At 62.8% G+C, this 13,116-nt stretch carries 13 protein-coding genes; 8 read left to right on the top strand and 5 right to left on the bottom strand.

All coding sequences use genetic code 11. The annotated features are described in order from the left end of the window. Nucleotides 1-34: 34 nt before the first annotated feature. Nucleotides 35-1,396, top strand: a complete 1,362-nt coding sequence (locus OVA24_RS08240; protein ID WP_267674726.1) for a hypothetical protein — start codon at nucleotides 35-37, stop codon at nucleotides 1,394-1,396. Between the two features lie 198 nt (nucleotides 1,397-1,594). On the opposite strand, the gene OVA24_RS08245 is transcribed toward OVA24_RS08240, so the two are convergent. Then, nucleotides 1,595-1,894, bottom strand: a complete 300-nt coding sequence (locus OVA24_RS08245; RefSeq protein WP_267674727.1) for a hypothetical protein — start codon at nucleotides 1,892-1,894, stop codon at nucleotides 1,595-1,597. 33 nt (nucleotides 1,895-1,927) lie between these two features. Then, nucleotides 1,928-3,661 (bottom strand): ABC transporter ATP-binding protein, encoded by a 1,734-nt coding sequence (locus tag OVA24_RS08250; protein WP_267674728.1) that lies wholly within the window; start codon nucleotides 3,659-3,661, stop codon nucleotides 1,928-1,930. Nucleotides 3,662-3,757: 96 nt separating this feature from the next. Here OVA24_RS08250 and OVA24_RS08255 point away from each other — a divergent pair, with 96 nt between their 5' ends. Then, nucleotides 3,758-4,498, top strand: coding sequence for a sulfite exporter TauE/SafE family protein (locus OVA24_RS08255; RefSeq protein WP_267674729.1), 741 nt, complete (start codon nucleotides 3,758-3,760; stop codon nucleotides 4,496-4,498). 3 nt (nucleotides 4,499-4,501) lie between these two features. On the opposite strand, the gene OVA24_RS08260 is transcribed toward OVA24_RS08255, so the two are convergent. Then, nucleotides 4,502-5,143 carry a metalloprotease gene (locus OVA24_RS08260; RefSeq protein WP_267674730.1) on the bottom strand — a complete coding sequence of 214 codons (642 nt, stop codon included), beginning with the start codon at nucleotides 5,141-5,143 and terminating at the stop codon, nucleotides 4,502-4,504. A 174-nt stretch (nucleotides 5,144-5,317) separates the two neighbouring features. On the opposite strand from OVA24_RS08260, the gene OVA24_RS08265 reads away from it, so the two are divergent. Together OVA24_RS08265 and OVA24_RS08270 are read left to right on the top strand one after the other, a co-directional pair. Next, nucleotides 5,318-5,893 carry a L,D-transpeptidase family protein gene (locus OVA24_RS08265; protein ID WP_267674731.1) on the top strand — a complete coding sequence of 192 codons (576 nt, stop codon included), beginning with the start codon at nucleotides 5,318-5,320 and terminating at the stop codon, nucleotides 5,891-5,893. A gap of 251 nt (nucleotides 5,894-6,144) precedes the next feature. Further along, the gene (locus OVA24_RS08270; RefSeq protein ID WP_267674732.1) at nucleotides 6,145-7,575 is read left to right on the top strand and encodes an FAD-dependent oxidoreductase; all 1,431 of its coding nucleotides are present in this window, start codon (nucleotides 6,145-6,147) and stop codon (nucleotides 7,573-7,575) included. A 193-nt stretch (nucleotides 7,576-7,768) separates the two neighbouring features. On the opposite strand, the gene OVA24_RS08275 is transcribed toward OVA24_RS08270, so the two are convergent. Both OVA24_RS08275 and OVA24_RS08280 read right to left on the bottom strand, forming a co-directional pair. Beyond that, nucleotides 7,769-9,901, bottom strand: coding sequence for a protein-disulfide reductase DsbD family protein (locus OVA24_RS08275; RefSeq protein ID WP_267674733.1), 2,133 nt, complete (start codon nucleotides 9,899-9,901; stop codon nucleotides 7,769-7,771). Between the two features lie 115 nt (nucleotides 9,902-10,016). Further along, a complete protein-coding gene (locus OVA24_RS08280) occupies nucleotides 10,017-10,286 on the bottom strand; it encodes a YMGG-like glycine zipper-containing protein (RefSeq protein ID WP_267674734.1) in 270 nt (89 codons plus the stop codon). A 93-nt stretch (nucleotides 10,287-10,379) separates the two neighbouring features. Here OVA24_RS08280 and OVA24_RS08285 point away from each other — a divergent pair, with 93 nt between their 5' ends. From OVA24_RS08285 to eda, 4 genes are all read left to right on the top strand, one after another. Continuing rightward, nucleotides 10,380-10,784 carry a DUF2721 domain-containing protein gene (locus OVA24_RS08285; RefSeq protein WP_267674735.1) on the top strand — a complete coding sequence of 135 codons (405 nt, stop codon included), beginning with the start codon at nucleotides 10,380-10,382 and terminating at the stop codon, nucleotides 10,782-10,784. A 90-nt stretch (nucleotides 10,785-10,874) separates the two neighbouring features. Continuing rightward, a complete protein-coding gene (locus tag OVA24_RS08290) occupies nucleotides 10,875-11,126 on the top strand; it encodes a hypothetical protein (protein WP_267674737.1) in 252 nt (83 codons plus the stop codon). A 4-nt stretch (nucleotides 11,127-11,130) separates the two neighbouring features. Continuing rightward, nucleotides 11,131-12,234, top strand: a complete 1,104-nt coding sequence (locus OVA24_RS08295; RefSeq protein WP_267674738.1) for a zinc-binding metallopeptidase family protein — start codon at nucleotides 11,131-11,133, stop codon at nucleotides 12,232-12,234. A 198-nt stretch (nucleotides 12,235-12,432) separates the two neighbouring features. Further along, nucleotides 12,433-13,071: a bifunctional 4-hydroxy-2-oxoglutarate aldolase/2-dehydro-3-deoxy-phosphogluconate aldolase gene (eda, locus tag OVA24_RS08300; protein ID WP_267674739.1), complete on the top strand. Its 639-nt coding sequence runs from the start codon at nucleotides 12,433-12,435 to the stop codon at nucleotides 13,069-13,071. The last annotated feature ends 45 nt before the right edge of the window (nucleotides 13,072-13,116 follow it).

A 13,116-nucleotide genomic window follows, 5' to 3' on the forward strand; every position in this document is an offset into this window, starting at 1 on the left:
ACATGATTTGGTCACGCGGATAGTTGGTTTCCTCATGTACCTCGGAAAGTTTCTGCCTCCACTGCTTTCCTGCGCTCTTGTGGTATTGCCTGCCCATGCCAGCGAATTCGTGGAGAAGCTGAAGGAATCCGCCTCCACGGAGATCGAGAAATCCGAGACCGACGCGCTGTTCAAGCAGGCGGAGCTTTCCCAGAGATATGTCGCCGCGCTGAAGGCGCTGGAGGAAAAGGTGAGGGCGACGGGTGACCTGGAGGCGCTCATCCGTGTCCGTGAGGAGGCGGAATCCATCACAAAGTCCGGCCAGACCACTACCCACGCGGACCCGGGCATCGTGGATCTGCGGGGAAAATATATCGCGGCCCGCGACGTCATCATGAAGGATGCGAACGCCGCGCGGGCGAGGGTCGTGGAAGCGCTGATGAAGACCATGCGCGAGCAGCAGGCGACGCTGACGAAGGCGGGCCAGGTGGACGAGGCGCTGGCGATCCGGAAGGAAGGGGAACAACTGCTGCTGGAGCTTTCCGCGGGGATGCAGAACGAGGGGGTGGAGTTCGAGGAAGACTCCCGCGGCACGGATCCGGTGGAGCTGAAGGATATTCCGAAGATCGACATCCCGGTGGTCAACCCGCCGGTGGTGGAGAAGCCGTTCGCCCTGAAGGGAAGGTGGCTGGAGTCGATGACCGTGCCTCCGCTGAAGCAGCGGATCAGCGACGGCATCATGATCGGGGAGCGCAACAAACAGCAGCGGGCGAACATCGTTGTGCCAAAGGGAACGGTGTGGTCCGGCAAGACCAACATCCTCACCAACTGGGGAACCATTGTGGCTACGAAAGCCAGCTTCGACGGGCTGAGCTTCCTGGCGGACCATGCCTGCAAAAACTTTTTCCTGAACTGCTGGATCAACGACTGCGGCTTCAACAAGGGCGGCTGGTGGTATGGCGAGGACCAGGCGACGAAGTTCTATTTCGAGAACTGCCTCGTCACGAACCGCCTCGCCCTGGAGTGGAACGTCGTGGATGTCGGATTCCGTGCGCGGACCTGCGTGTTCGAGAAGGTCGATCTGCCACCGATCTCATTCCGCGACCGGGAGCCTGCCAACTACCTGAACCATCCGTGGTTCAGGTTTGAGAACTGCCGCTTCGTGGACTGCAAGGTTCCGTCCAGCTTCGTCCTGGTGACGCGGAACTGCATCTTCCAGAACTGTGTTTTTGTGGATGATCAGCACCTGAAGGAAGGTCAGAAGCCCATCGAGGTGGTTATCTACCAAGGCCCCGGCGGACGCTATGACATCTCCAAGCTGCCGAAGAACGTGACCATCACCCGGAAGCCGGACACGGAGTGGAAGGGGGAGATCATTCCCACTGCCCAGGCGCTGCGGGACATGATGGCGTTCTAAGGGGGAACGTCGAACATCGAACGTCCAACATCGAACGTTGAAGGGAAGAGGGGGGCGGTGATGTCAGGAGATAGCCGATAGCCAACTGATTTTCCCAGAGGGAGGTGGGACCGCGAAATTCATTCCGCTTGGCTTCGCTGGCTGGATTCTCCGGGGCGGAATGAATTCCGCGGTCCCAGTATGCGATCCCGGCCAGACTCAAAGTTCGAACTCGCCGTCGTCGTCGATACCGTGCCAGCCGATGTGGCCGAAGGCGCGGAAGATCGACGGGATGGGCTCATCCTGCTCCTCGCCCTCGCCGTGTTCGACGGTGGCGGAACGGCTCAGGCCGCGGTTCGATTCGATGCTGATGACGGTGGTGTAGCCTTCCAGGTGGATCCAGTCACCCCACGACTTCTTTTCGTGGCGCGGTTCGAGGTCTTGTTTGCGGAGGGCGGCGAGAACTTCGGAAATGGTGCTGGGGGCTTCATCTTCCGGGAGTTGGAGCAAGGTTTCCATGTGAGGGATGTGAGAGGGATTTTGGAGGAGTTTTCAGTCGTGGGAAGTTTTGTCTGTGACGGAGAGCGTTGCTTCGCAAAGCCGCGCATAGGATCCGTTGGCCGCGATCAGTTCTTCGTGCGTGCCTTGTTCGATGAGGCGGCCGCGGTCGAGGACGCAGATGCGGTGAGCCTTCTGGACGGTGGAAAGCCGATGGGCAATGACAAAGCAGGTACGATCACTGCGTAAATTTTCGAGGGCCTGCTGGACGAGTCGCTCCGTGCGGTTGTCGAGGGCGGATGTGGCCTCATCCAGCAGCAGCAGCGGCGGGTTCTTCAGCAGGGCGCGGGCGATGGAGAGACGTTGCTTTTCGCCCCCTGAGAAGCGGCTGCCCCGCTCCCCGGCGATGGTGTCCAGACCCTGCGGGGAACGCTGGACGAACTCCGCGGCGTTCGCCAGTTCCAGCGCCTTCCACAGTTCCTCATCGGTGGCGTCTTTCTTCGCCAGCAGGAGGTTCTCGCGCAGGGTGGTGTTGAAGAGGAAGTTGTCCTGCGTCACGTAGCCGGTGTTGTCGCGCAGCCATTCCTTTGACAGCCCGGAGAGCGGGTTGCCGTCGATGAGGATGCGGCCGGAGGTGGGTTCGTAGAAACGGGTGAGGAGGTTGAGCGCGGTGGACTTGCCCGCGCCGGTTGCCCCCACGAGCGCGATGGTTTCTCCGGGTCGTGCCTCCAGGGTGAGGTTGCTGACGGCGGGTGCCTCATCGGAGTAGTTGAAGGAAACATCTTCGAAAAGGACATGGCCTTTCATCACTTCGGGGCGCAGGCCGTCGGTGAGGTGGGTTTCATCCGGGGTGTCCAGAATGGCGAAGATCCGCTTTGCGGAAACGATGCCGCGGGTGAAGGTCTGGGAGAGCGCGTTGATGCGGGAGATGGGATCAAACAGGAACCCCCATGCGACCAGGAAGCTCATGACCACGCCGGAGCTGATCTTTCCCTGGATGGTCCAAAGCGTGCCGAAGGCGAGCATGAGGACGATGCCGGACTCCGCGATGAAGGAGACGGACGGCCACACGACGGACTGGCCGCGCATCACGTTCATCTGCTTTTCCCCAACCTTCCGTGAAGCCTCGTCGAAGTTCATGAGGGCCTCCGGCTCGACGGTGTAGGCCTTGATCTGCCGGATGCCGGAGAGGTTGTCATGCAACAGGGCATTGAGCGCGGAGGATGCTTCGGAGGATTCCCTCCATTTCGGCTCCGCGCGCCTCGCCCACCAGGAGGTGATGATGCCGATGAAAGGCAGGGGGATGAGGGTGACCAGCGTGAGCTGCCAGGAGTGGAACAGCATGTAGCCGATGACGATGAGGAACTGCAGCGCGGCGGCGACCGCCTGGTCGATGCCCTCGATGATGACGCGGTTGGTCGCGGGCACGTCGTCGGAGACGCGCGACATGATCTCCCCGGAGGAGTTGGAGTCGAACCACTTCACCGGCAGGCGCTGGAGCTTGTCATAAAGCTCCACCCGGATGATGTGGGTGAGCTTCAGCTCCAGCACGTTGTTGAACCAGGTGCGGAGGGTGAAGAGGAGCTGGCGGGCGAAAATGGCTCCCACCACGATGCCGGCGGTGGGCAGGATGAGGTCCTGCCGCTTCTGCGGGATGATGGTGTCGATGAAATACATGGTCGCCCCCGGCAGCGCGAGCAGCAGGGCGGTGCATGTGACCGCCATCACCAGCGATACGGCGCTCCGGATGGGGAAGCGCAAGGTGTGGCGGAGGATGCGGGAAAGCATGGCGGCGTGAACGAATCCATACCTTCGTCTTTCCCGCGGAATTTTTCAAGTGCGGGTGGACGGAAGCGTGGGGGATGGGCAAGGATCCCCGGCGAGATGTTGTCGGATCCCCGTGTCTATGCGTTGGCGTTGTTGGCCGCTCTTTGCATCGGTCTGTCGAAGTCAGGGTTCAGCGGCATCTCGATGATTTCCGTGGTGCTGCTGGCAGACATCTACGGGCCGAAGGCGTCCGTGGGGCTGGCGCTGCCGTTGCTCATCGTGGCGGACCTGATGGCGTATCCCGCGTTCAGGAAGTTCGGCTCCTGGGGGCCGGTGTGGAAGTTGCTCGCGCCCGCATTGATCGGGCTGGGGTTGGGGTGGTGGCTGCTGGGCGCGATCGACGACAAGCTGGCGCGCAAGGTCATCGGTGGTTGTGTTCTGTCGATGGTGGCGCTGCAGGTTTTCCGGAGACTGAGGCCGGCGCTGTTCGACCGCATCGGTGAGTCACGGGCGTTCGGCGCGGGAGCGGGTGTGCTGGGTGGATTTGCGACCATGCTGGCGAACGCTGCGGGGCCGGTGATCCAGCTCTACCTGCTGGGGCGGAGGATCCCGAAGATGGAACTCATCGGCATCGGCGCGCGTTTCTTTCTGCTGATCAACATTCTGAAAGTGCCGATGAACGCGCGGCTGGCGCTCATCACTCCGGACAGCCTGCTGGAGAACGCGAAGCTGCTGCCCGGCGTGGTGGTGGGCATCTTCGGCGGTCGGTGGCTCATCCGGCACGTGCCGCAGGCGGCGTTCGAGTGGATGATCGTGGGTTTCGCCACGCTCGCCGCACTGCGCCTGCTTCTCTGGTAGATGTCAGCGCCAGCGTGTCTCGCGGAGTGCCTGTCCGGCCTGGAAGGCGAACATGCCGAAGAAGATCGCCAGGAAGATCTGCCGCGGGTGGAGGGCGAGTGCGAGCAGCGCGACGCCAACGGCGGTGATGATGGTGATCCAGAGGGTGATGCGGATACGTGCCGGTCCCAGCACGGCATTGACCAACTGGCCGCCGTCCAGAGGCAGGACGGGAAAAAGGTTGAGGATCGCCCACGCCACGCTGACCCATCTCAGTGAGTCGAGGAACATGAAGATCCCTTGGTTGAATGGCAGGTAGTGGAGGAGGATGTGGGCGATGAGTCCCAGCACGAGCTGGGCGGCGGGACCACCGGCGGTGACGAGGAAGTTCTGCGGGCGGGACAGGCGGCCGGAGGGATAAGTGGCGTAGCCGCCGAAGGCCTGGAGAGTGATGGAGGTCGGCAGCCTGTAGTGTTTGATGGTCAGGGCGTGGCCCAGCTCATGCACCATGATGGAGATGAACCCGGCGAGCATGAAGAGGGCCAGCTCCAGCAGTCCCTCGGGTGTCATGGTATCCGGTCTCAGTGCGCCGCCCAGCAGGGCCATGGTCACCCAGAAGAAGGGCTGGACTGCGACGGGGATGCCGAAAATGGAGAAATGGATCATGTGCCGCGCCACTGTTAGGCGCGTTGGAAGGGATGTGCAAGGCCCGCTGCAATGGATAACCGGTGACGGCAAAGTCACGCGGCCTTGACCGGGGAATCGTCCGGAGGTAATGGTGCGCAGCGGCGGCCACTGGCTGGGACGCCCCACCACCAAGCCACTTTCCTGAATCTCCCCATGCGCCGAGTTCTCACCAAGATCCCAGGGCTTCTCTGCCTTCCAGCCGCTTTCACGATGTTCTCATGCGCGCCGTCCAATGAGCCGCCGAGGCCGCTGCCGAAGGCGGAGCGTGTCATGTACCAGTGGTATGATGACGGCGGCCCCGGTGAGGTGACGGTGACCATCAACCTTTCCGAGCAGAAGGCGTTCGTGCGCCGCGCGGGTCGTGAGGTGGGCTGGACCTATGTGGCGACCGGCAAGGAGGGACATGGAACTCCGGGCGGCACCTACCGGATCACGGAAAAGATCGTGGACAAATACTCGAACCGCTACGGCTGGATCGAGGATGAGTTCGGCAACGTGGTAAACGGCGACGCGAAACCGAGCACCCGCAAGGGGCCGGGTGAAAAGTATGTGCCAGCGCCGATGCCCTACTGGATGCGTCTCACTTCCTACGGCATCGGCATGCATGGCGGGCTGATTCCGCAGCCGGGTGAACCTGCGTCCCACGGCTGCATCCGCCTGCCGCATGAGTTCGTGCCGATCCTGTTCGACAACGTGCGGGTGGGCACTCCCGTGCGGATCGTTTATTGATGGAGGCAGGGACGCCATTCCATGGCGTCCGGCGGGGGGCGGCGGAGGAGTCCCCGGGATGCCGGATGGTCTAAGACGTCCTCTTTGGAGGATATGGGGGAGTATTGTGGCAGGATGGGGTCGGAGGATGGCGGTGGCCGCCCCCCACGTGACCGCATGGGAATGCGGTCCCTGCCCCACGGAAATGATGACGGAGATTTGCAAGGATTTCCCGGGAGGGCGCGTTTTGTCCTATCCCCAAAAATCCGCCCATGAAAACGAACCGCCGCCATTTCCTTGGCAAGACCCTCGCCGCCTTCGGATCTCCAGCCATGCTCACGACCGCCGCAGCCGCCGCAGCGGTGCCTGCGGGTGATGGGAAGACGTTCACCATCCCGGCGGAAAATGCGCCGCTGACCGGAGATGCGGATGTCATCGTCTGCGGGGCGGGACCTGCGGGTGTGACGGCTGCCATCATGGCGGCGCGGGCGGGGGCGAAGGTGCGGCTTTTCGAATGGCGGGGCTGCCTGGGCGGAGTGTGGACGGCGGGTCTGCTGGGGTATTTCCTTGATTTCGCGAAGCCGGGATTCGCAAAGGAACTGCGGACGAAACTGGAGCAGCGCGGGGCCTACACCGGCAGCAGCGCCAGCGCGTTCAGCTATGACCCGGAGGCGCTGAAGCTGCTGCTGGAGGAGCTCTGCGTGGAGGCGGGTGTCACTTTCCAATACCACACACGGGTGGCCGCCGCCTTCCGCGACGGGCGGAAACTGACCACCATCATCACGGACTCGAAGGCCGGGCGGCAGGCTTGGACCGCGCCCGTCTTCATCGACTGCACCGGTGACGGTGACTTGGGTGCGCTGGCGGGCTGCACCTTTTCCCTGGGGGATCCTTCCTATGGCGACACTGCGACCTGCCCGTGCCAGCCGATGTCGCTCAACGCGCTGCTCATCGTCCGGGACCCGGAGAAGCTGCGCGGGTTCGTCCGCTTCGGCAAGCCCCTGGAGGGGGAGAACAGCAACGGCGACAAGAAGAACGCCATCCGCAAGGAGATCCAGAAATTCGGCCACTACCCATCCTACGGCTCACCCACGCTCTGGCATGTGAAGGAGAATCTCTTGTTCGCCATGTTCAACCATGAGTATGGGGTGAAGCCCTTCGACCCGGCGGCGGTCACGCGCGCGACGGTGAACGCGCGGGCGGAGATGAACAAGATGATCGACGGGCTGCGCGGACTGGGAGGTGGCTGGGAGGGTCTCCAGATTGTCGCCACGGCGGAACAGATCGGCGTGCGGGACGGCCGCCGCATCGCCGGACGCTACACGGTTTCCACGGACGACATCATCGCCGGTGCCCGTCATGATGACGCGGTGACGCGCGCGACCTTCGGCGTGGACATCCACGCCACCACCGGGGAGCACAACGAGAAGAAGGCGTCCAGCCATGCCACGGGCATCAAGGTGAAGGCGTATGACATCCCCCTGCGCGCGCTGATCGCAAAGGATGTGGACGGGCTGCTGATGGCGGGCCGCTGCATCAGCGGGGACTTCGTGTCCCACTCCAGCTACCGTGTTACTGGAAATGCAGTAGGCATGGGCGAGTCGGCGGGTGTCGCCGCTGCCCTGGCCGCCAAGTCCGGGAAGCCGCCGCATGAAGTCGCGTGGCAGGAGGTGAAGGAGAAGATCGACGCGCTGAGGGGGTGAGGCGGGATTCAGGCGTCCTCCGGGTTGGGTTCGACGCCATGACTCACGCGCCTTTTTTGACCACGGATTAAAGGATTATACGGATTCGAAACGAAGCGTGGAATCTGAATCCGCGTAACCCGTGGTTCCTTCCACCATCACCAAGAGTCAGGCCATTTCCGTGGATCTTGGATCCTGCATCCTGAAACCTGCATCACGGGATTTTTCCGAAGATTTCCTTCAGCACCTCCGGTGACAGCAGCTCGGGCGTGATGACCGGCTCCGGCTGTCCGGGGATGTAAAGGACGTTGACGGGGATGGCGGTGCGGCCGAGTTCCTTCAGCTTCGCGTCGATGGCGGGACTTGTGTTGGTTTTGTCCGCCTTGAGGGCGACGATGTTCTTGTCCTTCATCAGTTTCACGACATCCGGGGTGTAGGCCCGGCTCTTGTTGACTTGGCACGTGAGGCACCACTTCGCGGTGAAATCGACATAGACCGGTTGGCCGGCGGCGAGCAGGCGCTCGACTTCCTCCTGGGACCATGGGTGCCACTCGAGCTTGTTGGCGGCATCCGCGGCCTGGACGGTGGGGACGGGCCATGGCCAGGCTAGGAGGGTGCCGGTAGCTGCGAAGGCGAGAGCGATGATGCGGGCGGCGATGCGTACCTTCGCGGTGCGGTATGGCAGGCTCCAGCGGCCGTAGATCCATGCGGCGCAGGCGATGATGCTGATGCCGATCATGACCCAGAGGCCCTTCTGTCCCTCATTGTGGTCGAAGACCTGCGCGCCATAGACCCACAGGAAGTAGCCGGCGGTGGCGAACAGGAGGAAGGACATGCCCTGCTTGAACGACTCCATCCACGCGCCGGGGCGTGGGAGTTTTTCGATCAACGCGGGGAAGGCGGAAAGGACGAGGTAGGGCAGCGAAAGACCGAGGCCCATGAAGGTGAAGGCGATGAAAAACGGCACGGCGGGCAGGCGGGCCGCGGCGCCGATGGCGGTGCCGAGGAAAGGACCGGAACATGGCGTGGCGACCAGGGTGGCCAGCACGCCGGAGAAGAAGGTTCCGGCGATGCCGGACTTCCGCGCGAGGTCCCCGCCGACGCCGGTCGCGGAGGTGCCGATCTCGAAGACCCCGAAGAGGTTCATGCCGAGCAGGAGCATGATGACGATGGCGATGAAACTGACCCGCGGGTCCTGGAGCTGGTTCCCCCAGCTGGTGATGCCGCCGAGGTAGAGGGCGAGAGCGAGCAACCAGAAGGAGATGAGCACGCCGAGGGTGAAGATGAGGCCGTGCAGGACGATCTTCCGCCGGTCATGCCCGGCCTGCTGGACGAAGCCGGAAATCTTCAGCCCGATGACGGGGAAGACGCAGGGCATGAGATTGAGGATGAGGCCGCCGAGGAACATGCCGCCGATGATGACCAGCAAAGTCTGGTCCGGCGCGGGCACGGTGGCATCCGCCGGGGCGGGGGTGGCAGTGGATTCCTTCAGCGAAATGGTGCCGATGGCGACGGGCGGGAAGGCGGCGCTTTTCGAAACGAGGATGCCGGAGAAGGCGTCCTCCTGTGGGATCTCATCCATGCTGATCTGCTCCGTGCGGCGTTTCAGCGGGACCTGCCATGCGCCGTCCTGCAGTGAGATGCCCGTATTGGCGGTCACCGGCACGATGAACTGCTGGTCCGGGATGAAGAGGAAATCGAAAGCCTGTACGCCCTTCGCCTTTTCGGAAACGGGGGTGAGGGTGAGCAGGATGCCGTCGCCCTGGGGTTTTGCGGCGGCCTTCCAATCCTGATTGGTGGCGGGGAGCGCCTGGCGTGCGGCGGTGAAGAGGGCGGCGTGGGCTGCGTCCACCACGGGGGCGTCCGCGACGGGCAGCTTGAGGGTGAAGGTGGCGGACTCATCGATGCAGGCCGTCTTGCAGATTTGCCACTCCGCCTTTGCCGTGAGGGTCACGGGAGTGCCCGTTGTGAGCGTCGCAGGTGGAGTGATGTCCACCAGAAAGACGGGACTGCCGGAGTAGATGAGGCTTTTCATCACCAAGTCCCCGGCGCTCAGGTCCTTCAGTTCCGGGACCGGCCATTGGATGGGACCGGCGGAGAAGCCCTCCGGCAGCGTCCAGGTGATGGTGGGTGATTTCTCGATGCCGCCGGAATTCTTGTAGTAGCTGTGCCACTCCGCGGGGTGGGTCAGCTTCAGTGCCACGGTGAAGGGCTTGCCGGGGGCGATGGTGCTGGTTTCCGGCACCATCAGCGTGGTGCTGGAGGTCCCTCCGGGAAGTTTGAACTGGGCGAGGGCTGGCAAGCTGCAACCGAACAGCAGGAAGAGGGCGGCGAGGAGGCGGGGCATACGGGGTTTCGGAATCGACTGGAGTTAAGAGGCCCCGGTGGCACAAATCATCCAAAAAAAGAAGACGCCCGGATTTCCCGGACGTCCTCTCCACTGATATAGGCCGGAAAGCGGTTCAGTAGCGGTAGTCGCGGTCGCGGTAGTAGCGGCGCTCCTGCTGGTCCCGGTTGTTGCCGATGGCGCCGCCTGCCACACCGCCTGCTGCGGCTCCCAGGGCGGCGCCTTCAAGTCCGCGGCCGGACTGGTGGCCGAGCACGCCGCCGGCGACGCCGCCGATGATGGCGCCCGTTGCGGCTCCGCGCTGGGTGTTCGGACCCATGTCCGCGCAGTTTGAAAGGGTGAGGGCCGTAAGGACGGCACCGATGGTGAGTGTGATGGATTTCATGGTCATAGATTGTCGGATTCGATTTTAAGTTAGATCGCTATGACAGGTTCTCAAGAGGATTTATTCATGGGAATTTTCGTGGATAATACCGCCATGACACTCGAGGTCTCCACGCCCGCCCTGCTGTTCCCCGCCATCAGCCTGCTGTTCCTTTCCTTCACGAACCGGTTCCTGCACCTGGCGGCACTGATCCGGAAGCTGCACAGCGACTGGCTGGTGGCAGGGGATGTGCTGCTGGAGGCACAGATCGCCAACTTACGGCGCAGGCTGACGTTGATCCGCGCGATGCAGTTGCTGGGGGCGCTGAGCCTATTCCTGTGCGTGGTGGCGATGCTGGGCGTGGTCGGATCCTGGAAGGTGACGGCCATGGTGGCGTTCACCATCGCGCTGGCGCTGATGGCCGCCTCGCTGGCATGCCTGGTGTGGGAGGTGTGGATCTCCGGCGGCGCGCTGCGCATCCTGCTCAACGCGATGGAGAAGGACGCGGGCGGGAAGTGAGGGGGGATCCGCCAAGGGTATCCGTTTCCTGCCCATCACCTGGCGAAATTTTTGGGGGCGGAATGCGGAAGCGGGTGTATAGGTGGGATTATGGCAAATTCCAAAGCATCCTTCAGCCTTCCTTCACTGATCGCGCTGGTGGCCGCGATTCTGATCTTCGTCGTCAACAATGGTTTCCTCGTGTTCCTCCTCGCAGGGGTGGCGATCATCTTCGGCTTGCTGGGAATCATCCTTTCCCTCGCTCCCAGCGTGCGCGGGGGAATCGTCAGCTTCCTGGGTATCGGCGCCGGCCTGATCGGCGTGATCATGGCGATGGTGAAGCTGCTGCAGGCGATTTTCTGAGTTCATGAACGTCTATTTCTGCCAGCACTGTGGGGAACGCCTGTTTTTCGAAAACACGTTCTGTATTTCCTGCAACCACACGCTGGGGTTCCTGCCGGACCGGCTCCAGATCTCCGTCCTGACCGGAGCGGGTGGGGAATGGGGGAGCCTGATTCCGGAAGCGGAGGGTTTCCTTTACCGGAAGTGCCGGAACTATGAGGCGGAGAACGCCTGCAACTGGATGATTGCGGCGGATGATCCGGAGGCGTTCTGTATCTCCTGCCGCCTGGTCCAGGTGATCCCGGACCTATCCGCACCCGGAAACCGTGAATCATGGGTGAAGATGGAAGCTGCGAAGCGCAGGCTGATCTATTCGCTGCTGAAACTGCGGTTGCCCGTCATCCCGAAGACGGTGGACGCGGCGAACGGGCTTGCCTTCGCCTTTCTTGCGGATCCCGCCACGCCGATGTCGGAGAGTGAGCGCATCCTCACCGGGCACATGAACGGCATCATCACCATCAACCTGGAAGAGGCGGATGATGCGGTGCGGGAGAAAACCCGGCTCAACATGCGGGAGGTCTACCGCACCCTGCTGGGACACTTCCGGCATGAATGCGCCCACTACTATTGGGATCTGTTGGTAAGGTCGGATCCGCGGATCGATGAAGTGCGGGGGATGTTCGGTGACGAGCGTGCGGACTACGGGGCAGCGCTGCAGAGCTACTATCAGGCCGGACCTCCCGCTGACTGGGGCGTCCGTTTCGTGACTCCGTATGCGGCAGCCCATCCCTGGGAGGACTGGGCGGAGACATGGTCCCACTATCTCCATATCATGGACACCCTGGAATCCGCCTCCGCAGGGGGAGTTGAGATCCGGTTGAAAGGGGAGCACCGGGCGCTCCAGAATCCCTACGGCCTGGACTTCCCCTCCATCCGGGAGAACTGGCATGCACTGCGGTTCGTCATCAACAGTCTCAACCGCAGCATGGGCATGGCGGATCCCTATCCCTTCATCCTGTCAGATGCCGTGACGGAGAAGCTGGCGTTCATCCACCATTGGATAAGCCGTAGGCCCGCACTGGCCTCCGTTCCCGCTGCGCCGCCAGCGGTTCAGCAGGTTCTTCCATAGGTCGCGCGTGGGTTGGCACGTCCGGTGCTATATCACGAAATGTCGCGACACTCGGGCGGTCCGACTGACTCATCCCACAGGTTAATGGGTTTCCCTGGGGGGTGATCGGCCGGACCGCCATTTTCCATCGCGCGGACTGGCTGCCGGAAACACAGATCTCTTCTGGACCTGTGGCCGGGGAGCTTCCATCTTCGGTCCATGTTGGATCGAATCGCCAGAAGACGCATCGTGCCCGTGGTGGTGCTGGACCGTGAGGAAGACGCGGAGCCGCTTGCAGAAGCTTTGCTGAAGGGAGGGCTGGACATCATGGAAATCACCTTCCGCACGGCGGCGGCGGAAGGTTCCATCCGGCGCATCGCAAAGGCATTTCCGGAGATCCTGCTTGGAGCGGGTACGCTCCTCGACAGGGAACAGGTGCTGCGGGCGAAGGACGCGGGCGCGGTCTTCGGTCTGGCTCCGGGGCTTAATCCGGCGAACGTGGCGGCGGCGAATGCCTGCGGCCTCCAGTTCTCCCCGGGCGTCATGACGCCCAGCGAGGTGGAACAGGCGATGGCGCTGGGCTGCAAGCTGCTGAAGTTTTTCCCGGCGGAGACGGCGGGCGGTGTGGGCATGCTCAAGGCCCTGGCCGGACCATACGGCCATACCGGCGTGAACTTCATCCCCACCGGGGGGATCGGGTCGAAGAATCTCCTCGAGTATCTGAAACTTCCCGTGGTGGCCGCGATCGGCGGATCATGGATGGTGGACAAGGCCCTCGTCGCCGCCGGCCAGTGGAGCGAGATCACCCGCCTCACCGAAGAGGCGCTCGCCTTGGCGGCTGGGGAGACGGAGGAGTGATGCCGGCACGGCACTGATCTCATCCGCGCGCATACCCTGATGGGA

The organism is Luteolibacter sp. SL250, from assembly GCF_026625605.1.
GTDB lineage: Bacteria > Verrucomicrobiota > Verrucomicrobiia > Verrucomicrobiales > Akkermansiaceae > Luteolibacter.

Excerpts from the sequence above, each read along its gene's own strand:
- OVA24_RS08290 (WP_267674737.1), top strand. The coding sequence starts at position 10,875 with ATGGCAAATTCCAAAGCATCCTTCAGCCTTCCTTCACTGATCGCGCTG.
- OVA24_RS08285 (WP_267674735.1), top strand. The coding sequence starts at position 10,380 with ATGACACTCGAGGTCTCCACGCCCGCCCTGCTGTTCCCCGCCATCAGC.
- OVA24_RS08260 (WP_267674730.1), bottom strand. The coding sequence starts at position 5,143 with ATGATCCATTTCTCCATTTTCGGCATCCCCGTCGCAGTCCAGCCCTTC.
- OVA24_RS08295 (WP_267674738.1), top strand. The coding sequence starts at position 11,131 with ATGAACGTCTATTTCTGCCAGCACTGTGGGGAACGCCTGTTTTTCGAA.
- OVA24_RS08240 (WP_267674726.1), top strand. The coding sequence starts at position 35 with ATGTACCTCGGAAAGTTTCTGCCTCCACTGCTTTCCTGCGCTCTTGTG.
- OVA24_RS08245 (WP_267674727.1), bottom strand. The coding sequence starts at position 1,894 with ATGGAAACCTTGCTCCAACTCCCGGAAGATGAAGCCCCCAGCACCATT.
- OVA24_RS08250 (WP_267674728.1), bottom strand. The coding sequence starts at position 3,661 with ATGCTTTCCCGCATCCTCCGCCACACCTTGCGCTTCCCCATCCGGAGC.
- OVA24_RS08265 (WP_267674731.1), top strand. The coding sequence starts at position 5,318 with ATGCGCCGAGTTCTCACCAAGATCCCAGGGCTTCTCTGCCTTCCAGCC.
- OVA24_RS08280 (WP_267674734.1), bottom strand. The coding sequence starts at position 10,286 with ATGAAATCCATCACACTCACCATCGGTGCCGTCCTTACGGCCCTCACC.
- OVA24_RS08270 (WP_267674732.1), top strand. The coding sequence starts at position 6,145 with ATGAAAACGAACCGCCGCCATTTCCTTGGCAAGACCCTCGCCGCCTTC.
- OVA24_RS08275 (WP_267674733.1), bottom strand. The coding sequence starts at position 9,901 with ATGCCCCGCCTCCTCGCCGCCCTCTTCCTGCTGTTCGGTTGCAGCTTG.
- eda (WP_267674739.1), top strand. The coding sequence starts at position 12,433 with ATGTTGGATCGAATCGCCAGAAGACGCATCGTGCCCGTGGTGGTGCTG.
- OVA24_RS08255 (WP_267674729.1), top strand. The coding sequence starts at position 3,758 with ATGTTGTCGGATCCCCGTGTCTATGCGTTGGCGTTGTTGGCCGCTCTT.